Below are 20,890 nucleotides of genomic sequence, written 5' to 3'. Positions count from 1 at the left end.
GTACTTTTCAACTTCCCTGAAGTAAGAAAGCGATCAGTTTACCGCGTCTTTCAGCGCTTTGCCGGCACGGAAGCCCGGAACTTTAGCAGCAGCGATGGTGATCTCTTTACCGGTCTGAGGGTTGCGGCCAGTACGGGCAGCACGCTCTTTAACAGCAAAAGTACCAAAACCTACCAGCGCTACGTCGTCCCCAGCCTGCAGAGATTCGGTAACAGAAGCAATCAAAGCATCTAACGCACGTCCAGCCGCAGCTTTGGAGATGTCAGCACCCGCAGCAATTTTGTCAATCAGTTGAGATTTATTCACTCTTCTCTTCCTCTCTTTATAATTTATATCGCGTCTGAATCCTTCACAACGCGACCGCGCAGCAGTTATATCAGGCCTGCCATGACCTTACAACACCCGTTGTTGATGGCTGGCCCAATCAGCAATCTAAATTAGCTATACAAAAAAAGGCTGGCAAGCCCGAAATAGCTTACCAACCTTTTTTTTATTGACGCTCTTTGCGCGAGGTCACTATTTTGCGGTCACAACCTGCATTCCTGAAGGCTCATTCTGCAGCGCAAGTGTCAGAACTTCCTCAATACGTTTCACCGGATGGATATCCAGATCGGCGATAACGTTATCCGGAATCTCTTCCAGATCGCGCTTGTTCTCGTACGGAATGAGAACCGTTTTAATGCCACCACGGTGTGCCGCCAGCAGTTTCTCTTTCAAACCGCCAATCGGCAATACCTGGCCACGCAGGGTGATTTCGCCGGTCATTGCCACATCGGCACGAACCGGGTTACCCGTCAGGCAAGAGACCAGCGCGGTACACATGGCGATACCGGCGCTTGGGCCATCTTTCGGCGTTGCCCCTTCCGGCACGTGAACGTGAATGTCGCGTTTTTCGTAGAAGTCCGGATTAATACCCAGTTTTTCCGCGCGGGCGCGCACCACGGTCAGCGCAGCCTGAATGGACTCCTGCATCACTTCACCCAGCGATCCGGTGTAGGTCAGCTTACCTTTACCCGGTACGCAGGCGGTTTCAATGGTCAGCAGATCGCCGCCTACTTCAGTCCATGCCAGACCCGTAACCTGTCCGACGCGGTTTTCGCTGTCCGCGCGGCCATAGTCGTAGCGCTGAACACCGAGGTATTCGTGCAGGTTGTCGCCAGTGATTTCAATGTGCTTCAACGACTTATCGAGCAGCAACTGTTTAACCGCTTTACGACACAGCTTGGAAATTTCACGCTCCAGGCTACGCACGCCCGCTTCACGGGTGTAGTAACGAATGATGCCGATAATCGCGCTATCATCGACGGTCAGTTCGCTCTCTTTCAGAGCGTTACGTTCAATCTGCTTCGACAGCAGGTGACGACGGGCAATGTTCAGCTTTTCGTCTTCGGTGTAGCCAGAAAGACGGATCACTTCCATACGATCCAGCAGCGGTGCCGGGATGTTCATGGAGTTAGAGGTCGCCACGAACATCACATCGCTCAGATCGTAGTCCACTTCCAGGTAGTGATCGCTAAACGCCACGTTCTGCTCTGGATCCAGCACTTCAAGCAGGGCAGACGCTGGATCGCCGCGCATATCGGACGACATTTTGTCGATCTCATCTAACAGGAACAGCGGGTTTTTAACGCCCACTTTCGCCATCTTCTGGATCAGTTTGCCCGGCATTGAGCCGATATAGGTCCGGCGGTGACCGCGGATTTCCGCCTCGTCACGCACCCCGCCCAGCGCCATACGGATATATTTACGACCGGTGGCTTTGGCGATGGACTGTCCCAGAGAGGTTTTACCCACCCCCGGCGGCCCGACCAGGCAGAGAATTGGCCCCTTGAGCTTATTCACACGGCTCTGAACCGCAAGATACTCAAGGATGCGGTCTTTGACACGCTCAAGACCGTAGTGGTCGGTATCCAGGATCTCCTGGGCCTGGCGCAGGTCTTTTTTGACCTTGCTGCGGGCGTTCCACGGAACCTGAACCATCCACTCGATATAGCCGCGTACAACGGTCGCTTCAGCCGACATCGGAGACATCATTTTCAGCTTCTGCAGTTCTGCTTCCGCTTTCTCTTTGGCCTCTTTCGGCATTTTCGCCGCGTCGATCTTACGTTTCAGCGCTTCGTTTTCATCCGGCGCGTCATCCATCTCGCCGAGCTCTTTCTGAATAGCCTTCATCTGCTCGTTCAGATAGTACTCGCGCTGAGATTTCTCCATCTGCTTCTTCACGCGGTTGCGAATGCGTTTCTCAACCTGCAGCAGATCGATTTCAGACTCCATCATCGCCATCAGATATTCCAGACGCTCGTTAACGTCGGACATCTCCAGCACGGACTGTTTGTCCGCCAGCTTCAGCGGCATGTGTGCAGCGATAGTGTCTGCCAGACGTGCAGGATCGTCGATACTGTTGAGCGACGTCAGCACTTCTGGTGGGATTTTTTTGTTCAGCTTGATGTAGCCTTCAAACTGACTGATCGCGGTGCGAACCAGCACCTCCTGCTCACGCTCGTCCAGCTGAGGCGAGTCGAGGTATTCCGCTTTTGCCGCAAAGTGTTCGCCATCGTCAGATAGCGTGGTAATACGCGCACGCTGTAGCCCCTCAACCAGCACCTTTACGGTGCCGTCAGGCAGCTTCAGCATTTGTAAAATAGAGGCCACGGTCCCGACGGTGAAAAGATCGTTTACACCCGGCTCATCCGTTGATGCTTCTTTCTGCGCAACCAGCATGATTTTTTTATCATGATCCATGGCGGCTTCAAGGCAACGGATAGATTTTTCCCGCCCTACAAATAAGGGTATGACCATGTGCGGATAAACCACCACATCGCGCAACGGCAATACGGGGATTTCAATGCGTTCAGAACGCTCAGGATTCATAGAGCTCTCTCTTAGTTTAGTGTCCGCCAGGTAAGCTGGTCATGAGACTGTGCTTCACATAACCATTAACATGTAATCCAGTATATGGGGATGTTTCCCACACATTCAACGTCATGTTTACGGAAAAATAAAAGGGGGGATTAAATCCCCCCTTTTTGATTAACTGCTTGTATGCTCTGGTGAATTATTCGCCAGATGCCTGCTGCGCTTCCGGCGTACCGTAAATCAGCAGCGGCTTGCTTTGACCGGCAATCACGGACTCGTCGATGACCACTTTCTCGACCTCTTCCAGGGAAGGCAGGTCGTACATGGTATCAAGCAGGGCTGCTTCAACGATGGAACGCAGGCCACGGGCACCGGTTTTACGTGCCATCGCTTTTTTAGCAATCGCATCAAGCGCTTCGTCGCGGAATTCCAGCTCAACACCTTCCAGATTGAACAACGCCTGATACTGCTTGGTCAGGGCATTTTTCGGCTCTTTCAGAATTTGAATAAGCGCATCTTCGCTCAGTTCTGTCAGCGTGGCGACAACCGGCAGACGACCGATGAACTCAGGGATCAGACCAAACTTGATCAGATCTTCTGGCTCAACCTGCATCAGCAGTTCGCCCTCTTTCGCTTTTTCAGACTTCGCTTTTACGGTGGCGCCAAAGCCAATACCCGAGCCGGTTTCAACACGGTTAGCGATGACTTTATCCAGACCGGCAAACGCACCGCCACAGATAAAGAGGATCTTGGAGGTATCAACCTGCAGGAACTCCTGCTGAGGATGCTTACGACCGCCCTGCGGTGGAACCGCGGCAACCGTCCCTTCGATCAGTTTCAGCAATGCCTGCTGCACACCTTCACCGGAAACGTCACGGGTGATCGATGGGTTATCGGATTTACGCGAGATTTTATCGATCTCATCGATATAAACGATACCGCGCTGTGCTTTCTGCACATCGTAATCACATTTCTGCAGCAGTTTCTGAATGATGTTTTCCACATCTTCACCCACATAACCGGCTTCGGTCAGGGTGGTGGCATCGGCCATGGTGAATGGAACATCCAGCAGACGTGCCAGCGTTTCTGCCAGCAGGGTTTTACCGGAACCGGTTGGGCCGATCAGCAAAATGTTACTTTTGCCCAGCTCAACGCCGTTGCTGTTATCCCCGTTACGCAGACGTTTGTAGTGGTTGTACACCGCCACTGCCAGCACTTTTTTCGCCTGTTCCTGGCCGATGACATAGTCGTCAAGATGATGACGAATCTCATGCGGGGTCGGTAACGCGCTGCGCTCGCGGTGTGGTGCGACTTCTTTAATCTCTTCGCGGATGATGTCGTTACATAAGTCGACACATTCGTCGCAGATATACACGGATGGCCCGGCAATCAGTTTGCGCACTTCATGCTGGCTTTTGCCGCAAAAAGAGCAGTAAAGCAGTTTGCCCGATCCATCTTTGCGTTTATCTGTCATGAGTCAAAACCTCTTTTTAAGTTCTTTGTGCCGCACATGACGACGCAAATGCCATTCTCAGACGCAAGCTGCTCGTAAGCAAAGTGCCGCCCTACCATAGTATAGCGGCACACCCGCGTCGTGGGCATCAATTACGATGGGTCAAAATGGAGTCGACTAAGCCGTACTCAACTGCCTCTGGTGCGGACAGGAAGCGATCGCGCTCGGTATCACGCTCGATCTGCTCAAGTGATTGACCCGTGTGGTGAGCCATAAGTTCATTCATACGCCCTTTAACTTTCAGAATTTCACGGGCGTGAATCTCAATGTCTGTCGCCTGGCCCTGGTATCCGCCCAGCGGCTGGTGGATCATAACGCGCGAATTCGGCAGGCAGAAGCGCTTGCCTTTCGCCCCTGCGGTCAGCAGGAATGCGCCCATCGATGCCGCCTGGCCCATACAAATGGTGCTCACATCAGGCTTGATGAACTGCATGGTATCGTAAATGGACATCCCGGCGGTGATAACGCCACCCGGGGAGTTAATGTACAGGTAAATGTCTTTTTCCGGGTTTTCCGCTTCCAGAAACAGCATCTGCGCCACGATCAGGTTCGCCATGTGGTCTTCCACCTGGCCGGTCATGAAGATAACGCGCTCTTTAAGCAGACGGGAGTAGATATCAAAAGAACGTTCACCGCGAGAGGTCTGTTCAATAACCATTGGCACCAGCGCCATATGGGGTGCAAAGTTATCTCGTTCGCCACTGTATGACATTTCCGTCTCCTGGATAAAAAATGAAAATACCTGCTGTACTGATTGTAACCTTGCGGACGGATTATCAGCCAGTCTCTTTGATACTGCTTCCCCACTAATGGGGATGGCTCAGCCCTATTTCAAGCATAACAATCTTTTGTTGTAACGCTAACACTGAAAAGGCGTTTTATCACGCTTCGTGATTTATAACTGTGATAAAAAAAACCCGCCGCCGAAAGGCAACGGGTTTTTTGCTCAAACTTTAAACAAAGCGGGCAGAATTATGCCTGCTGGTTCATCAGTTCGTTGAAAGAAGTGGCTTTTTCGGACACTTTCGCTTTGGCCAGAACCGCTTCAACAGCCTGCTCTTCCAGGGCGACATTGCGCATGTTTTCCATCAGCTCTTTGTTGCTGCCGTAGAAAGCAACAACTTCTGACGGATCTTCGTAGGCAGAAGCCATCTCTTCGATCAGACCTTTAACACGCTCTTCGTCAGCTTTCAGCTCGTGGGTACGAATCACTTCGCCCAGCAGCAGACCAACGACAACGCGGCGTTTAGCCTGCTCTTCGAACAGCTCGCGTGGCAGCTCCAGCGCTTGCTTCTCGTTGCCACCGAAACGCTGTGCAGCCTGACGGCGCAGAACGTCGATTTCGCTGTCGATCAGGGCAGACGGGATCTCGATCTCGTTAGCTTTAACCAGACCTTCGATAGCCTGAGACTTCACGCGGTTACGCACGGCGCCTTTCAGCTCGCGCTCCATGTTTTTACGCACTTCTGCACGCAGACCTTCAACAGAACCATCTTCAACGCCGAAACGTTTGATGAAATCTTCAGTCAGTTCTGGCAGCTCGCGGTCTTCGACTTTCTTCAGGGTAATGGCAAACTTAGCCGCTTTACCTTTCAGGTTTTCAGCGTGGTACTCTTCCGGGAAGGTCACGTCGATGGTGAACTCTTCGCCAGCGCTGTGGCCTTTGATACCGTCTTCGAAGCCTGGGATCATACGACCCTGGCCCATCGCCAGTACGAAGTCAGACGCTTTACCGCCTTCGAACTCTTCGCCGTCTACAGAGCCGGTGAAGTCGATGGTGACACGGTCTTCTGCATCAGCAGCGCCGTCTTTGTCTTTCCAGGTCGCCTGCTGCTTACGCAGGGTGTCCAGCATGCCGTCAACGTCAGCTTCAGTCACTTCAACGACAGGTTTTTCAACTTCAATCGTTTCCAGGCCTTTCAGCTCAACTTCAGGATAGACTTCGAACTCTACTGCGTAGGTGAAGTCTTCGCCCAGTTTGTATTCACCCGGAACATAGGTCGGGGAACCGGCTGGGTTGATTTTTTCTTTGATGATCGCGTCAACAAAGTTGCGGCTCATCAGGTCACCCAGCACGTCCTGGCGAACAGAAGCGCCATAACGCTGAGCAACGACATTCATCGGTACTTTGCCCTTACGGAAGCCGTCAATACGGACTTTCTTCGCTACGTTGACCAGCTCGCTTTTTACAGCGTTTTCGATGCTGTCAGCAGCGATTGTAATCGTTACACGGCGGCCAAGGCCTTGAGTGGTTTCAACTGAAACTTGCATCTTGTTACCTCAAAAAAATCACAGTGCTCGGTCAACTCTGAATTTGCCTCGCAATACCGGGATGCTCTCTTGTAGCAGATTCACATTCCCTGTCGCCAGAATCATCCCGAAGACATTCATTAAGACGCGGCATTATAGCGGCATCACTTTAGTGAGTCGAGAACGGTTGGCGTATGTTGCTGCGGCTTTTTTCACAAATTAAGGCTATTTTTAGCCTTAAAATCGCGCCACCGGCTCAAAACCCGGACAAAACAAAACGGCCCGCAGGCCGCTTTGACGTAATCTTTATGCAACATACTGGAAAAGCTCCTGCTGTTGCAAACAGGATTTATTAGGCGATCGTCCCGGCTCCCCGGCACGGTGGCGATGCGAAAATCGTATCCTGTAACCCTTTCCACTCTTTGATTGTATAAGTGTGGAGCGCCAGCGCATGGACCGTGGTCGAGAGCTCTTCCGTCAAGGTTCCGTAGATCATACGGTGACGGTTGAGAAAACGCTCGCCAGCGAAACGGTCACTGACCAGCACCACCTTAAAGTGGCTCTCAGAGCCTGCCGGTACGTTATGACGATAGCTTTCGTCGACGACTTCAAGGAACACAGGTTCAAACGCCGCCCTTAACTTATCTTCAATCTGTTCACGTATCATCATGAAATTACTCCTCCGACAACGCTGAGATGTCACCCATCCCTTTAAATGTTAGCCGCTTTTACCGCTTGCATAACAACAAGACAACAAAAATTTAGCTTTCGTCTGATTTTCTCATTCAACCGTATGAAGTCCTATAAGGGAAGCGTCGTTTTGTCGTTCGAATAACGGAAAAGCGTTTCAGGTGGTTAGTTTTCAGACAAGGCGATGAATTTACATGCGTTGACCACTTCCCCTTGCCGTTGGCGATGTTATGATGGCGGCAATTTTTATCTCTATATGCTTACGATTCGTTGAGAGCCTGAACATGTTAAAAAAACTCTTTTTCCCTTTAGTCGCCCTGTTTATGCTGGCTGGCTGCGCGACCCCGCCAACCACCATTGATGTTTCGCCAAAGATCACCCTGCCACAACAGGATCCAAGCCTGATGGGCGTGACCGTAAGCATTAACGGCGCAGACCAGCGTCGCGACCAGGCGCTGGCGAAAGTTACCCGTGACAACCAGGTCGTAACCCTGACCGCCTCCCGCGATCTGCGTTTCCTGCTGCAGGAAGTGCTTGAGAAGCAGATGACCGCTCGCGGTTATATGGTCGGCCCAAGCGGTGCGGTGGATCTGCAGATCATCGTGAACAACCTGTACGCCGACGTCTCTCAGGGCAACGTGCGCTATAACATCGCCACCAAAGCCGATATCGCCATCATCGCTACCGCGAAGAACGGCAACAAGATGAACAAAAACTACCGTGCAAGCTACTCTGTTGAAGGTGCGTTCCAGGCCTCTAACCAGAATATTGCTAACGCGGTTAACAGCGTGCTGACCGACACCATCGCCGATATGGCGCAGGACACCAGCATTCACGAATTCATCAAGCAGAACGCACGTTAAGTCTGCCTGCTGACCCGGCCTCCGGTCGGGTCAGTTTTACCTCATGTCCAGTCACTACTTACGCATTTTCCAGCAGCCTAAATCAGCTATCTTGCTGATCCTCGGTTTTGCCTCCGGTTTACCCCTTGCCCTGACATCCGGCACGCTACAGGCGTGGATGACTGTCGAAAATATCGATCTTAAAACCATCGGCTTCTTCTCGCTGGTCGGTCAGGCCTATGTCTTTAAGTTTTTATGGTCACCCATGATGGACCGCTACACGCCGCCTTTCCTCGGCAGACGTCGTGGCTGGTTGCTGATGACCCAGGCGATGCTGCTGCTGGCGATTGCCGCCATGGGCTTTCTTGAGCCTGCGTCACAGCTGCGCTGGATGGCTGCGCTGGCAGTAGTGATCGCGTTTTGCTCTGCGTCGCAGGATATCGTTTTTGATGCCTGGAAAACGGACGTGCTTTCAGCCGAAGAGCGCGGCGCCGGGGCCGCCATCAGCGTGCTGGGTTACCGTCTGGGCATGCTGGTCTCAGGCGGGCTGGCCCTGTGGCTGGCGGACAGATACCTCGGCTGGCAGGGAATGTACTGGCTGATGGCCATCCTGCTTATTCCCTGCATGATCGCCACAATTCTTGCTCCGGAACCGAGCGATGTGATTCCGGTCCCCCGCTCCCTTGAGCAGGCTGTGGCTGAACCGTTGCGCGACTTTTTTGGCCGTAACAACGCCTGGCTCATTCTGCTGTTGATTGTGTTGTACAAACTTGGCGATGCGTTTGCGATGAGCCTGACCACCACCTTCCTGATACGTGGTGTGGGCTTCAATGCTGGTGAAGTGGGGGTCGTTAACAAAACGCTGGGGCTGATTGCCACCATTATCGGCGCGCTCTACGGCGGCGTGCTGATGCAGCGCTTAAGCCTGTTCCGTGCCCTGCTGATTTTCGGCATTCTGCAGGGGGTTTCAAACGCCGGGTACTGGCTGCTCTCCATCACCGATAAGCATATGCTCAGCATGGCGACGGCGGTGTTCTTCGAGAATCTGTGTGGTGGGATGGGGACAGCCGCGTTTGTCGCGCTGCTGATGACCTTGTGCAATAAATCGTTCTCCGCCACGCAGTTCGCCCTGCTCTCGGCCCTCTCTGCGGTGGGTCGGGTCTATGTTGGCCCTATCGCGGGCTGGTTTGTTGAAACGCACGGCTGGGCGGAGTTCTATCTGTTCTCTGTGTTTGCAGCCATTCCTGGGCTGCTCCTGTTATTACTATGCCGCCGTTCGCTGGAATATACCCAGCAAACCGAACACTTTATGGAAAGAACGCTCTACTCGTCCGCCTATCGCTTCGCCTTAAGAATCTTACTTGCGGGATCTCTGATGCTGGCGCTGTGGCTTGTCGCGGCGATCGTGAATGCCACAACCACGCTCGATCTGCCGTTTACCCTGCTGCTGCTTGATGTGGGTGCGCTACTGGCGATGGTCGGGATCGTAACCGGTGCGCTTCTCGATTATCTGGCCATGCGTAAAACCCAAACGGCGTAAAATGATAAAAAACGGTTATTTGCCGTTGTAATCACCTTGTGAAATTATAACGGCGAATAAATCTGTCCCGGTCAAAATAATATTTGTTGTTTCGTGCTTCTTAGAATTCCGGAAATTATTGGAAGCGGTAATAAACCCTATTTTCCTTTAACCGATTCAGCAACCGAAAGATTAATTTTCCGTTTTTTAATTGTCTTTTTATTGAAAATTATTTGTTAATTATTTGTGTCTTTTCCGCAATGGTTATACCAATTACCCCCTTTCCCCTCCCGACAGGACTGGATTCGTTATAAGCCGCGAATGGCGGGACTCCTGTCCAGGATTGGCTATACTTTGCAACATGTGTGACTTATCTGGCAGAACCCGGTAACACGTTACTGACACAGTCCTAATCATGTTTACAGTAATGTAACCTTCCCGTAAAATGCCCCCACACTTTAAACGCCACCAAGGTCCCCGTGGAATTGAGGTCGTTAAATGACACTTAGGAAATACAATAAAGGTTTGGGCTGGTTGTCGTTAATTGCAGGCACTGTATTACTCAGTGGCTGTGATTCTGCGCTTCTGGACCCCAAAGGACAGATTGGACTGGAACAACGTTCCCTGATTCTGACGGCTTTCGGCCTGATGATGATCGTCGTTATTCCTGCCATTTTGATGGCTATTGGTTTTGCCTGGAAGTATCGTGCGAGCAACAAAGATGCGAAGTATAGCCCTAACTGGTCACACTCCAATAAAGTGGAAGCTGTGGTCTGGACGGTGCCTATCCTGATCATCCTGTTCCTTGCCGTGCTGACCTGGAAAACCACTCACTCGCTCGAGCCGAGCAAACCGCTGGTTCACGATGAGAAACCTATCACCATTGAAGTGGTCTCCATGGACTGGAAATGGTTCTTCATCTACCCGGAACAGGGCATTGCTACCGTGAATGAAATCGCCTTCCCGGCGAACACTCCGGTAGAGTTCAAAGTGACCTCTAACTCCGTGATGAACTCCTTCTTTATTCCGCGTCTGGGCAGCCAGATTTACGCGATGGCCGGTATGCAGACTAACCTGCACCTGATTGCCAACGAAGCAGGCACCTATGACGGTATCTCCGCCAGCTACAGTGGTCCGGGCTTCTCTGGTATGAAGTTCAAAGCCATTGCCACACCTGACCGTGCCGCTTTCGACCAGTGGGTCGCTAAAGCGAAACAGTCCCCGAACACCATGTCTGACATGGCTGCGTTCGAAAAAGTGGCAACGCCTAGCGAATACAACAAAGTGGAGTACTTCTCTAACGTGAAACCGAATTTGTTCAAAGATGTCATTGGCAAATTTATGGGACATGGCAAGAGCATGGACGTGACCCAGCCTGAAGGCGAGCACACCTCGCACGAAGGTATGGAAGGCATGGACATGAGCCACGCGGAAACCGCTCACTAAGGGGCCGAGGAAGAAAATGTTCGGAAAATTGACACTGGATGCAGTGCCGTACCATGAACCCATTATCATGGTTACGATTGCTGCAATTATCATTGGTGGCGCGGCCTTAGTTGGCCTGATCACTTACTTCGGTAAGTGGAGCTACCTGTGGAATGAGTGGCTGACTTCGGTTGACCACAAAAAACTCGGCATCATGTACTGCATCGTCGGTATCGTCATGTTAATTCGTGGCTTTGCGGATGCGATCATGATGCGTAGCCAGCAGGCGCTCGCCTCGGCGGGTGAAGCAGGCTTCCTGCCACCGCACCACTACGATCAGATCTTTACCGCCCACGGCGTTATCATGATCTTCTTCGTGGCGATGCCGCTGGTTATCGGTCTGATGAACGTAGTTGTGCCGCTGCAGATCGGTGCGCGCGACGTTGCGTTCCCGTTCCTGAACAACCTGAGCTTCTGGTTCACGGTTGTCGGTGTGATTCTGGTTAACCTCTCTCTGGGCGTCGGTGAGTTCGCGCAGACCGGTTGGCTGGCCTATCCGCCGCTATCGGGAATTGAATATAGTCCTGGCGTAGGTGTTGACTACTGGATTTGGGCGCTGCAGCTCTCCGGTATCGGTACTACCCTGACCGGTATTAACTTCTTCGTGACCATCCTGAAGATGCGTGCCCCAGGCATGACGATGTTCAAGATGCCGGTATTTACCTGGGCATCTCTGTGCGCCAACGTCCTGATTATCGCCTCTTTCCCAATTCTGACCGTCACCATCGCGCTGCTGACCCTGGATCGCTATCTGGGTACCCATTTCTTTACCAACGATATGGGTGGCAACATGATGATGTACATCAACCTGATTTGGGCCTGGGGTCACCCGGAAGTGTACATCCTGGTTCTGCCGGTGTTCGGTGTCTTCTCCGAAATCGCGGCGACCTTCTCGCGTAAACGTCTGTTTGGTTACACCTCGCTGGTGTGGGCAACCGTATGTATTACCGTTCTGTCGTTCATCGTCTGGCTGCACCACTTCTTCACCATGGGTGCGGGCGCGAACGTAAACGCCTTCTTCGGTATTACGACCATGATTATCGCAATCCCTACCGGGGTTAAGATCTTCAACTGGCTGTTCACCATGTACCAGGGCCGTATCCAGTTCCACTCAGCAATGCTGTGGACCATCGGCTTCATCGTGACCTTCTCCGTCGGTGGGATGACCGGTGTACTGCTGGCTGTTCCAGGTGCTGACTTCGTTCTGCACAACAGCCTGTTCCTGATCGCGCACTTCCACAACGTTATCATCGGCGGCGTCGTCTTCGGCTGCTTCGCTGGCGTAACCTACTGGTGGCCAAAAGCGTTCGGCTTCACGCTGAACGAAACCTGGGGTAAACGCGCGTTCTGGTTCTGGATTATCGGCTTCTTCGTGGCGTTTATGCCGCTGTACGTGCTGGGCTTCATGGGTATGACCCGTCGTCTGAGCCAGCAGATCGATCCGCAGTTCCACCCAATGCTGCTGATTGCAGCGGGCGGCGCGGCGCTGATTGCCTGCGGTATCGCATGTCAGCTGATTCAGTACTACGTCTCTATCCGTGACCGTAACCTGAACCGCGACCTGACCGGTGACCCATGGGGTGGCCGTACGCTGGAGTGGGCGACCTCTTCTCCACCGCCGTTCTATAACTTTGCCGTTGTGCCGCACATTCATGAGCGTGACGCATTCTGGGAAATGAAAGAAAAAGGCGAAGCGTACAAGCAACCTACGCATTACGAAGAGATCCACATGCCGAAAAACAGCGGTGCGGGCATTGTCATCGCCGCATTCACTACGGTATTTGGTTTCGCAATGATCTGGCACATCTGGTGGTTGGCGATTGTTGGCTTTGCCGGCGTCGTAATTAGCTGGATTGTGAAGAGCTTTGACGAGGACGTGGACTACTACGTACCAGTCCGTGAAGTCGAAAAACTGGAAAACCAGCATTTCGATGAGATTTCTAAAGCGGGGCTGAAAAATGGCAACTGATACTTTGACGCACTCAACTGCCCACGCGCATGACCACGCGCACCACGATACAGGGCCGACGAAAGTTTTCGGCTTCTGGATCTACCTGATGAGCGACTGCATTCTGTTCTGCTGTCTGTTCGCGACCTATGCCGTTCTGGTGAACGGCACAGCGGGCGGCCCGACCGGTAAGGACATTTTTGAGCTGCCGTTCGTTCTGGTTGAAACTGCCCTGCTGCTGTTCAGCTCCATCACCTACGGCATGGCGGCTATCGCCATGTACAAAAACAACAAGAGCCAGGTTGTCTCCTGGCTGGCGTTGACCTGGTTGTTTGGTGCTGGATTTATCGGGATGGAAATCTATGAATTCCATCACCTGATCATGGAAGGCTTCGGCCCGGATCGCAGTGGCTTCCTGTCAGCGTTCTTCGCGCTGGTCGGTACCCACGGTCTGCACGTGACTTCCGGTCTGATCTGGATGGCAGTGCTGATGTTCCAGATTTCCCGTCGCGGCCTGACCAGCACTAACCGCACCCGTATTATGTGCCTGAGCCTGTTCTGGCACTTCCTGGATGTGGTTTGGATCTGTGTGTTCTCTGTAGTCTATCTGATGGGGGCGATGTAATGAGTCATTCTAACGATCATGGCGCTTCCCACGGCAGCGTAAAGACCTACATGACAGGGTTTATCCTGTCGATCATCCTGACGGTCATTCCGTTCTGGATGGTGATGAGCGGTACTGCTTCTCACGCGGCAATTCTGGGTACCATCCTGGTTACCGCGGTAGTGCAGATTCTGGTGCATCTGGTTTGCTTCCTGCACATGAACACCAAGTCTGATGAAGGCTGGAATATGACAGCATTCATCTTTACCGTGATTATCATCGCAATCCTGGTAGTCGGATCCATCTGGATTATGTGGAACCTCAACTACAACATGATGGTTCACTAAGAGCGGCGAGTATGTTTAAGCAATACCTGCAAGTAACAAAACCAGGCATCATCTTTGGCAACCTGATCTCGGTGATCGGAGGGTTCCTGCTGGCTTCTAAAGGCAGCATCGATTACGCCCTCTTTATCTCCACGCTGATTGGGGTGTCACTGGTGGTTGCGTCCGGTTGTGTATTTAACAACTACATCGACATGGATATCGACAGGAAGATGGAAAGGACGAAAAATCGGGTGCTGGTAAAAGGCCTGATGTCTCCTGCCGTCTCGCTGGTGTACGCCACCTTGCTGGGTATTGCTGGCTTTATGCTGCTGTGGTTCGGTGCCAACCCTCTGGCCTGCTGGCTGGGGGTAATGGGTTTCGTGGTTTATGTGGGCGTCTACAGCCTGTATATGAAGCGTCACTCCGTCTACGGTACGTTGATTGGTTCTCTCTCCGGCGCTGCGCCGCCGGTGATTGGCTACTGCGCAGTCACCAACGAGTTCGACAGCGGTGCGCTCATCCTGCTGGCTATCTTTAGCCTGTGGCAGATGCCGCACTCCTACGCCATTGCGATTTTCCGCTTTAAGGATTATCAGGCAGCGAACATCCCGGTCCTGCCGGTGGTGAAAGGCATCTCTGTCGCCAAGAACCATATCACCCTCTACATCATCGCTTTTGCGGTGGCTACGCTGATGCTTTCACTGGGCGGTTACGCCGGATATAAATATCTGGTGGTGGCTGCAGCGGTCAGCGTCTGGTGGCTCGGCATGGCGCTGCGCGGTTATAAAGTTGAAGATGATAAAGTCTGGGCGCGTAAGCTGTTCGGCTTCTCGATCATCGCTATTACCGCGCTGAGCGTCATGATGTCTGTAGATTTTATGGTCCCGGACTCACATAGCCTGCTGACTTACGTCTGGTAAGCTTGCCTGACAGCGTCACTCAACAGCCCGCCACCGTAATGGTCGCGGGCTGTTTTTTTAATGTCATATCAAAAATTAATTATTTCAGCACGACAGATCACCTTAATATATTAATCAAGCTAAAAAAAGAACATATAACTCCTTTCGCTACATTTTGACTGTCGCATTGTTATTATCTGATGGTACTCTCTCGCCGTGAGTATTTAGCTCACCTTCTTTTTCATTTAATAAGGAAATAAAAGTGAAAGAATTATCACTGAATGAAATGCACTATGTCTCAGGTGGTTTTAATCTGTTCGGTGCTGCGACCGGCTTCACCCAGTTTGTCTGTAACTCCGGGGTCGGCTTTGGCTCTTTCGTTGGCACCGCAGGTGCCGCCTTTGCTGACTTCGTGGTAGACAGCGCTATCGCTTTTGGCTCATTCGTACTGGGAAATTCTAACTGGCAAACTTTTGTTGATACCGGTTCAAATAACTGGAACGGTTTTGTCTCAACAGCAGGAAATAGCTGGTCAACCTTCGTTAATAACGCGGCCAGCGACTGGAATAATTTCCTCGCAAAAGCCAACGCGTAAAATAGGTAACGCTGCAGAAACAGGTTATTCAACCTGTTTCTGGTTCATCATTAATTAACGTAAGTCGCCGAATCCAGCAAACACCCTATCCCCTCCCCTTTCGTTTACCCTGTTTTCTACTTAATAGCACAGATCATTCATGTAATTTATATTTGCTCACCATCGCTCTGTTTACCCGCACGCTCGCTCGCACTACACTGGACGCGCTTTTTAGACAGAGGTGGTAATGAACGATTATAAAATGACGCCAGGCGAGCTACGCGCGACCTGGGGGTTGGGGACAGTTTTTTCACTGCGCATGCTCGGCATGTTCATGGTCCTGCCGGTCCTGACGACATACGGTATGGCGTTACAGGGCGCAAGTGAGGCGCTGATTGGCCTTGCCATCGGCATTTATGGCCTGGCGCAGGCCATATTTCAGATCCCCTTTGGCCTGCTTTCCGATCGCGTCGGCCGTAAACCGTTAATCGTCGGCGGGCTGCTGGTGTTTGTCGCCGGTAGCGTGATTGCCGCCCTCTCCCACTCTATCTGGGGCATTATTCTCGGTCGCGCGTTGCAGGGCTCCGGTGCCATTGCCGCCGCCGTGATGGCGCTGCTTTCCGATCTGACCCGTGAACAGAACCGCACCAAAGCGATGGCCTTTATTGGCGTCAGCTTCGGCGTGACCTTCGCCATCGCCATGGTACTGGGTCCGATTATCACGCATGCACTTGGGTTACACGCCTTGTTCTGGATGATTGCCGTGCTGGCGACGCTGGGTATCGCCCTGACGATATGGGTAGTGCCGGACAGCAAAAATCATGTGCTGAACCGCGAGTCTGGAATGGTGAAAGGCTGCTTCAGCAAAGTACTGGTTGAGCCGCGCCTGCTGAAGCTCAACTTTGGCATTATGTGCCTGCACATTTTGTTGATGTCTACCTTCGTCGCCCTGCCCGGCCAGCTTGCCGCAGCGGGTTTTCCTGCGGCCGAGCACTGGAAAATCTACCTGGTGACCATGCTCATCTCGTTTGTCTCCGTGGTGCCATTTATTATTTATGCCGAAGTGAAGCGCCGGATGAAGCGCGTCTTCATCACCTGCGTCGCTCTGTTGTTGATTGCGGAAATTGTGTTGTGGGGCTCAGGCCCGCACTTCTGGGAGCTGGTTGCCGGGGTGCAGCTGTTCTTCCTTGCGTTCAACCTGATGGAAGCCCTGCTGCCGTCCTTGATCAGTAAAGAGTCGCCGGCAGGCTATAAAGGCACGGCAATGGGGATCTACTCCACCAGCCAGTTTATCGGCGTGGCAATCGGCGGGTCATTGGGCGGCTGGGTTGATGGCCTGTTTGATTCGCAAACCGTTTTCCTCGCGGGTGCGCTGCTGGCAACCCTCTGGCTACTGGTCGCCAGCACCATGAAAGAACCGAAGTATGTCAGTAGCCTGCGGGTGGAAATTCCGTCTGATGTGAATATCAGCGATGCCTTAAAACAGCGCCTTGAAGCCAAAGAGGGAGTCAGTGAGGTATTACTGGTACCTGAGGAGCGCAGTTTGTATGTCAAAATCGACAGTAAAGTGACAAACCGCTTTGAAGTTGAACAGGCCCTGAAAGCCTGAAAAAATGCCCGGCTTAGCCGGGCATTTTCTTAATCGCGGAAGTTCTTGAACTGGAACGGCTGGCCGAGATCGCCGCCGCGTACCAGCGCCATCACGCTCTGCAGATCGTCGCGGGATTTCCCGGTTACACGAATCTCTTCGCCCTGAATCTGCGCCTGTACCTTCAGCTTGCTATCTTTGATGAGCTTAACGATCTTCTTCTGAACCGCGCTCTCAATGCCCTGCTTCAGTTTGGCCTCAACAAACCAGGTTTTACCGCTGTGAACAAAATCTTCTGGCACATCCAGGGATGTCCCCTCGATGCCGCGCTTCAGCAGTTTTGCGCGCAGAATATCGAGCAGCTGATTCACCTGAAAGTCAGACTCGCTCAACACCTTAATTGTCTTATTCGCGTCATTCAGCTCAAATGAAGCCTCAACGCCACGAAAATCGAAGCGAGACTCAACCTCGCGGCTGGCGTTGTCTACGCCGTTACGTACTTCCTGGATATCAACTTCGGAAACAATATCGAAAGATGGCATCTTTTCTTCTCCCTTCACTTTTGTTGCGTTGCATAATACCCGCTACGGGGCATAACTCAACAGAAGCTTAGTTGTCGACGCTATACTAAATGTTGAAACACCTGGTGCAGTTGCAGGTGAGGAGGAACGATGAAAATTACCGTGCTCGGATGCGGAGCATTGGGACAACTTTGGCTCACCGCACTTTGCAAACATGGGCATGAAGTACAGGGCTGGCTGCGCGTGCCACAGCCCTATTGCAGTGTAAACGTAATTGAAGAAGACGGAAGTATCTTTAACGAATCGCTGATCGCTAACGACCCTGACTTTCTGGCGCAAAGCGATCTGCTACTGGTCACCCTGAAAGCCTGGCAGGTTTCCGATGCCGTCCGGGCGCTGGCAACCCCCCTCCCCCGCGCCTCCCCAATCATGTTGCTACACAACGGCATGGGCACCATTGAAGAGCTCAGACACGTTCACCAGCCACTGCTGATGGCAATCACCACCCATGCCGCCCGCCGGGATGGCAATGTAATTGTTCATGTCGCCAGCGGCATGACCCATATCGGCCCTGCACGTGACCAGGAGGGTGACTACAGCTATCTGGCGGATCGCTTTCAGCAGGTGCTGCCGGATGTCGCCTGGCACGATAACATTCGTCCACAGATGTGGCACAAGCTGGCGGTAAACTGCGTGATCAATCCGCTGACTGCCCTGCTGGATTGCCCGAACGGCGAGCTTAAACATCACCCTGAGGAGGTGGCAACCCTGTGCGCTGAGGTGGCTGCCGTGGTGGAGCGGGAAGGCATTCACACCTCAGTGGATGATATTCGCTATTACGTCGAAGAGGTCATTGAGAGTACGGCGCAGAATATCTCCTCGATGCTGCAGGATATCCGCGCTCTGCGCCATACTGAAATTGACTATATTACCGGTTACCTGCTAAAACGCGCCCGGGCACACGGTATCAGCGTGCCAGAAAATGTCCGGCTGTATGAACAGGTTAAACGTAAGGAGAGTGAGTATGAGCGCGTCGGCACTGGTATGCCTCGCCCCTGGTAGCGAAGAGACCGAAGCGGTCACCACCATCGATCTGCTGGTTCGCGCCGGGATTAGCGTCACAACGGCAAGTGTCGCCAGCGATGGCAACCTGGTCATCACCTGCTCCCGTGGGGTGAAAATCGTGGCAGATGCACCGCTGGTGGAAGTCGCCGACGGTGATTACGACGTTATCGTCCTGCCGGGTGGCCTGAAAGGCGCCGAGTGCTTCCGCGACAGCCCGCTGCTGGTCGAGACGGTCAGGCAGTTCCACCATTCCGGGCGGATCGTCGCGGCTATTTGCGCGGCGGCGGCCACGGTGCTGGTTCCGCACAATATCTTCCCGATCGGCAACATGACCGGTTTCCCGACGCTGAAGGATAAGATCCCCGAAGAGCAATGGGTGGATAAGCGTATGGTCTGGGATCCGCGCGTCAACCTGCTCACCAGCCAGGGGCCTGGAACCTCGATTGATTTTGCGTTGAAGATTATTGAGCTGCTGGTTGGGCGCGAAAAAGCGTATGAAGTGGCCTCATCGCTGGTGATGGCGGCGGGGATCTACAACTATTACGAAGCGTAGAAATTGCCCGGCGGCGCTACGCTTGCCGGGCCTACAAAGCACGACCAGGCCGGGTAAGGCATAGCCGCCACCCGGCACAACCACTACGGGCGATACACCTTCACATTGGTAAAGCCCTGCTCGCGCAGATAGAGCGCTTGCAGGCGGCTCATCACTCCGCGCTCGCACCACAGCAGATAGGTTTTGCTCTTATCGAGATCGCCAAATTTGGTGCTCAGCTTGTAGAATGGCAGTGAGGCCACTTCTACCCCATCCGGCTCAAACGGCTTCGCATCCTGCTCATCGACGGAGCGGATATCCAGCAGCACGTCATCCGGGCCGAAACCGTTAACGGTCTCCACTTCGACGACGTCCTGCTCGGTCTGCTGGGCGATTTCGCGGATATCGATGTTAGAGGCTTCCTCCACCACTTTATCAAGAATGGAGAAGTCGAAGTTCTCCTCTTCCGCTTCGATCTTCGCCTTCACCGCTTTGACCGTCGGGCTCTTTGAGATCACGCCGCAGTATTCTGGCATGGTGCGGGCAAAGTCTTCGGTGCCGATCTCACGCGCCAGATCGATGATGTGCTCTTTGTCGTGAGAGATCAGCGGACGCAGGATCAGCGTGTCGGAGACATTGTCGATAAGACGCAGGTTGGTCAGAGTCTGGCTGGAGACCTGGCCCAGCGCTTCGCCGGTCACCAGCGCCTGTACGCCATAGCGTTCAGCGACTTTTGAGGCCGCACGCACCATCATACGCTTCAGCACCACGCCCATCTGGCCGTCGTCCACTTTTTCGAGGATTTCACCCACCACAGGTTCAAAGTTAATGGCAACAAAACGGACGCGGTGGGAGCTGCCGAAGCGGTTCCAGAGATAGTGCGCAACCTGACGCACGCCAATTTCATGGGCAGCGCCGCCAAGGTTAAAGAAGCAGTAGTGTACGCGGCAGCCGCGACGCATCAGCATATAGCTGGAGACACCGGAGTCGAAACCGCCGGAGATCAGCGACAGCACATCTTCCTGAGTACCAATAGGGAAACCGCCAATCCCTTCATAGCGGCCTTTAATCAGCAGCAGACGGTCGTTTTCGATTTCCAGATGCACGGTCACTTCCGGGTTGGTCAGGCGCACGCGCGCAGATTCAACGTGCTGATTCAGACCGCCGCCCACGTAACGTTCTACTTCAATCGAGCTAAACTCATGTTTACCGCGACGCTTGGCGCGCACGCAGAAAGTTTTGCCTTCGATCTGATCGCGATACTGCGCCAGCGCTTTTTCGAAGATGTCGTGCAGGGAAGTGAACGGAACATCTTCCACTTCCAGAATATGGTGGATCCCCGGGATGCGGGTTAAGGCATCACGAATGTCCAGGCGCTTATTTTCATCTTTAGCGCGGACTTCAACATGATCCCAGTGACGCACGACGGCAAGGGTTTCGTCGTAGTGCTTCAGAACGTTACGAATGTTCCCGGTTAAAATTTTTATAAAGCGCAAACGCACAGATTGGCTTTTGATGGTGATTTCCGGGAACAATTTAATGATAAACTTCATGGCGGCAATGTTTCTTTGGCAAGCATTTAAGCTTGTAATGGAAAAGTACAGCAGCCCCTATAACCGAAGGCTGCTTCCAGGCGCGCAAGTATACCACCATCAGGCGCCTCCTGTGCACATTGCGC

Annotated in this window: 19 protein-coding genes; 11 read left to right on the top strand and 8 right to left on the bottom strand. The window is 52.9% G+C overall.

What is annotated here, in order from left to right; translation table 11 throughout:
• Positions 1-33: 33 nt before the first annotated feature.
• The 6 genes from hupB to bolA form a co-directional block, all read right to left on the bottom strand.
• On the bottom strand, positions 34-306 hold the full coding sequence (gene hupB / locus GNG29_RS05210) for a nucleoid-associated protein HU-beta (RefSeq protein WP_002444653.1): 273 nt from the start codon (positions 304-306) through the stop codon (positions 34-36).
• Positions 307-516: 210 nt separating this feature from the next.
• On the bottom strand, positions 517-2,871 hold the full coding sequence (gene lon / locus GNG29_RS05205) for an endopeptidase La (RefSeq protein WP_103178483.1): 2,355 nt from the start codon (positions 2,869-2,871) through the stop codon (positions 517-519).
• Positions 2,872-3,055: 184 nt separating this feature from the next.
• Positions 3,056-4,330 (bottom strand): ATP-dependent protease ATP-binding subunit ClpX, encoded by a 1,275-nt coding sequence (gene clpX / locus GNG29_RS05200; RefSeq protein WP_103178482.1) that lies wholly within the window; start codon positions 4,328-4,330, stop codon positions 3,056-3,058.
• A 127-nt stretch (positions 4,331-4,457) separates the two neighbouring features.
• Positions 4,458-5,081 carry an ATP-dependent Clp endopeptidase proteolytic subunit ClpP gene (gene clpP, locus GNG29_RS05195; RefSeq protein ID WP_032616835.1) on the bottom strand — a complete coding sequence of 208 codons (624 nt, stop codon included), beginning with the start codon at positions 5,079-5,081 and terminating at the stop codon, positions 4,458-4,460.
• A 260-nt stretch (positions 5,082-5,341) separates the two neighbouring features.
• Positions 5,342-6,640, bottom strand: a complete 1,299-nt coding sequence (gene tig / locus GNG29_RS05190) for a trigger factor (RefSeq protein ID WP_103178481.1) — start codon at positions 6,638-6,640, stop codon at positions 5,342-5,344.
• A 331-nt stretch (positions 6,641-6,971) separates the two neighbouring features.
• Positions 6,972-7,289 carry a transcriptional regulator BolA gene (gene bolA / locus GNG29_RS05185; protein WP_039032378.1) on the bottom strand — a complete coding sequence of 106 codons (318 nt, stop codon included), beginning with the start codon at positions 7,287-7,289 and terminating at the stop codon, positions 6,972-6,974.
• 304 nt (positions 7,290-7,593) lie between these two features.
• Between bolA and GNG29_RS05180 the strand changes: the two genes are divergently transcribed.
• The 9 genes from GNG29_RS05180 (at position 7,594) to GNG29_RS05140 (ending at position 17,115) form a co-directional block, all read left to right on the top strand.
• Positions 7,594-8,172: a lipoprotein gene (locus tag GNG29_RS05180; protein WP_103178480.1), complete on the top strand. Its 579-nt coding sequence runs from the start codon at positions 7,594-7,596 to the stop codon at positions 8,170-8,172.
• Between the two features lie 43 nt (positions 8,173-8,215).
• On the top strand, positions 8,216-9,691 hold the full coding sequence (ampG, locus tag GNG29_RS05175) for a muropeptide MFS transporter AmpG (RefSeq protein WP_156653999.1): 1,476 nt from the start codon (positions 8,216-8,218) through the stop codon (positions 9,689-9,691).
• A 477-nt stretch (positions 9,692-10,168) separates the two neighbouring features.
• Positions 10,169-11,116, top strand: coding sequence for a cytochrome o ubiquinol oxidase subunit II (gene cyoA, locus GNG29_RS05170; protein ID WP_103178478.1), 948 nt, complete (start codon positions 10,169-10,171; stop codon positions 11,114-11,116).
• A gap of 16 nt (positions 11,117-11,132) precedes the next feature.
• A complete protein-coding gene (gene cyoB / locus GNG29_RS05165; RefSeq protein WP_156653998.1) occupies positions 11,133-13,124 on the top strand; it encodes a cytochrome o ubiquinol oxidase subunit I in 1,992 nt (663 codons plus the stop codon).
• On the top strand, positions 13,114-13,728 hold the full coding sequence (locus GNG29_RS05160) for a cytochrome o ubiquinol oxidase subunit III (protein ID WP_103178476.1): 615 nt from the start codon (positions 13,114-13,116) through the stop codon (positions 13,726-13,728). Before cyoB ends, GNG29_RS05160 begins: the two co-directional genes overlap by 11 nt.
• Complete coding sequence (locus tag GNG29_RS05155) at positions 13,728-14,054, top strand: cytochrome o ubiquinol oxidase subunit IV (RefSeq protein ID WP_103178475.1); 327 nt, start codon at positions 13,728-13,730, stop codon at positions 14,052-14,054. Before GNG29_RS05160 ends, GNG29_RS05155 begins: the two co-directional genes overlap by 1 nt.
• A gap of 11 nt (positions 14,055-14,065) precedes the next feature.
• Positions 14,066-14,953, top strand: coding sequence for a heme o synthase (cyoE, locus tag GNG29_RS05150; RefSeq protein WP_103178474.1), 888 nt, complete (start codon positions 14,066-14,068; stop codon positions 14,951-14,953).
• 241 nt (positions 14,954-15,194) lie between these two features.
• Positions 15,195-15,527, top strand: coding sequence for a hypothetical protein (locus tag GNG29_RS05145; protein WP_156653997.1), 333 nt, complete (start codon positions 15,195-15,197; stop codon positions 15,525-15,527).
• A 226-nt stretch (positions 15,528-15,753) separates the two neighbouring features.
• Positions 15,754-17,115, top strand: coding sequence for an MFS transporter (locus tag GNG29_RS05140; RefSeq protein WP_103178472.1), 1,362 nt, complete (start codon positions 15,754-15,756; stop codon positions 17,113-17,115).
• A 29-nt stretch (positions 17,116-17,144) separates the two neighbouring features.
• Here GNG29_RS05140 and GNG29_RS05135 read toward each other — a convergent pair whose 3' ends face one another.
• Positions 17,145-17,636 carry a YajQ family cyclic di-GMP-binding protein gene (locus GNG29_RS05135; protein ID WP_103178471.1) on the bottom strand — a complete coding sequence of 164 codons (492 nt, stop codon included), beginning with the start codon at positions 17,634-17,636 and terminating at the stop codon, positions 17,145-17,147.
• Positions 17,637-17,765: 129 nt separating this feature from the next.
• Here GNG29_RS05135 and panE point away from each other — a divergent pair, with 129 nt between their 5' ends.
• Together panE and yajL are read left to right on the top strand one after the other, a co-directional pair.
• Positions 17,766-18,677, top strand: a complete 912-nt coding sequence (gene panE, locus GNG29_RS05130; RefSeq protein WP_103178470.1) for a 2-dehydropantoate 2-reductase — start codon at positions 17,766-17,768, stop codon at positions 18,675-18,677.
• Positions 18,640-19,233, top strand: a complete 594-nt coding sequence (gene yajL / locus GNG29_RS05125) for a protein deglycase YajL (RefSeq protein ID WP_103178469.1) — start codon at positions 18,640-18,642, stop codon at positions 19,231-19,233. Before panE ends, yajL begins: the two co-directional genes overlap by 38 nt.
• 83 nt (positions 19,234-19,316) lie before the next feature.
• Here yajL and thiI read toward each other — a convergent pair whose 3' ends face one another.
• A complete protein-coding gene (gene thiI / locus GNG29_RS05120; protein ID WP_156653996.1) occupies positions 19,317-20,765 on the bottom strand; it encodes a tRNA uracil 4-sulfurtransferase ThiI in 1,449 nt (482 codons plus the stop codon).
• Between the last annotated feature and the right edge of the window lie 125 nt (positions 20,766-20,890).

It is taken from the genome of Leclercia sp. Colony189, from assembly GCF_009740165.1.
Lineage (GTDB): Bacteria > Pseudomonadota > Gammaproteobacteria > Enterobacterales > Enterobacteriaceae > Enterobacter.
This window is presented reverse-complemented; position numbering and strand designations above follow the sequence as displayed.

Bases quoted from the DNA above. Each gene is read 5' to 3' on its own strand.
- bolA (WP_039032378.1), bottom strand. From the start codon at position 7,289: ATGATGATACGTGAACAGATTGAAGATAAGTTAAGGGCGGCGTTTGAA.
- GNG29_RS05160 (WP_103178476.1), top strand. From the start codon at position 13,114: ATGGCAACTGATACTTTGACGCACTCAACTGCCCACGCGCATGACCAC.
- cyoA (WP_103178478.1), top strand. From the start codon at position 10,169: ATGACACTTAGGAAATACAATAAAGGTTTGGGCTGGTTGTCGTTAATT.
- panE (WP_103178470.1), top strand. From the start codon at position 17,766: ATGAAAATTACCGTGCTCGGATGCGGAGCATTGGGACAACTTTGGCTC.
- tig (WP_103178481.1), bottom strand. From the start codon at position 6,640: ATGCAAGTTTCAGTTGAAACCACTCAAGGCCTTGGCCGCCGTGTAACG.
- GNG29_RS05155 (WP_103178475.1), top strand. From the start codon at position 13,728: ATGAGTCATTCTAACGATCATGGCGCTTCCCACGGCAGCGTAAAGACC.
- cyoE (WP_103178474.1), top strand. From the start codon at position 14,066: ATGTTTAAGCAATACCTGCAAGTAACAAAACCAGGCATCATCTTTGGC.
- yajL (WP_103178469.1), top strand. From the start codon at position 18,640: ATGAGCGCGTCGGCACTGGTATGCCTCGCCCCTGGTAGCGAAGAGACC.
- ampG (WP_156653999.1), top strand. From the start codon at position 8,216: ATGTCCAGTCACTACTTACGCATTTTCCAGCAGCCTAAATCAGCTATC.
- GNG29_RS05140 (WP_103178472.1), top strand. From the start codon at position 15,754: ATGAACGATTATAAAATGACGCCAGGCGAGCTACGCGCGACCTGGGGG.
- clpX (WP_103178482.1), bottom strand. From the start codon at position 4,330: ATGACAGATAAACGCAAAGATGGATCGGGCAAACTGCTTTACTGCTCT.
- thiI (WP_156653996.1), bottom strand. From the start codon at position 20,765: ATGAAGTTTATCATTAAATTGTTCCCGGAAATCACCATCAAAAGCCAA.
- clpP (WP_032616835.1), bottom strand. From the start codon at position 5,081: ATGTCATACAGTGGCGAACGAGATAACTTTGCACCCCATATGGCGCTG.
- GNG29_RS05180 (WP_103178480.1), top strand. From the start codon at position 7,594: ATGTTAAAAAAACTCTTTTTCCCTTTAGTCGCCCTGTTTATGCTGGCT.
- cyoB (WP_156653998.1), top strand. From the start codon at position 11,133: ATGTTCGGAAAATTGACACTGGATGCAGTGCCGTACCATGAACCCATT.
- lon (WP_103178483.1), bottom strand. From the start codon at position 2,871: ATGAATCCTGAGCGTTCTGAACGCATTGAAATCCCCGTATTGCCGTTG.
- GNG29_RS05135 (WP_103178471.1), bottom strand. From the start codon at position 17,636: ATGCCATCTTTCGATATTGTTTCCGAAGTTGATATCCAGGAAGTACGT.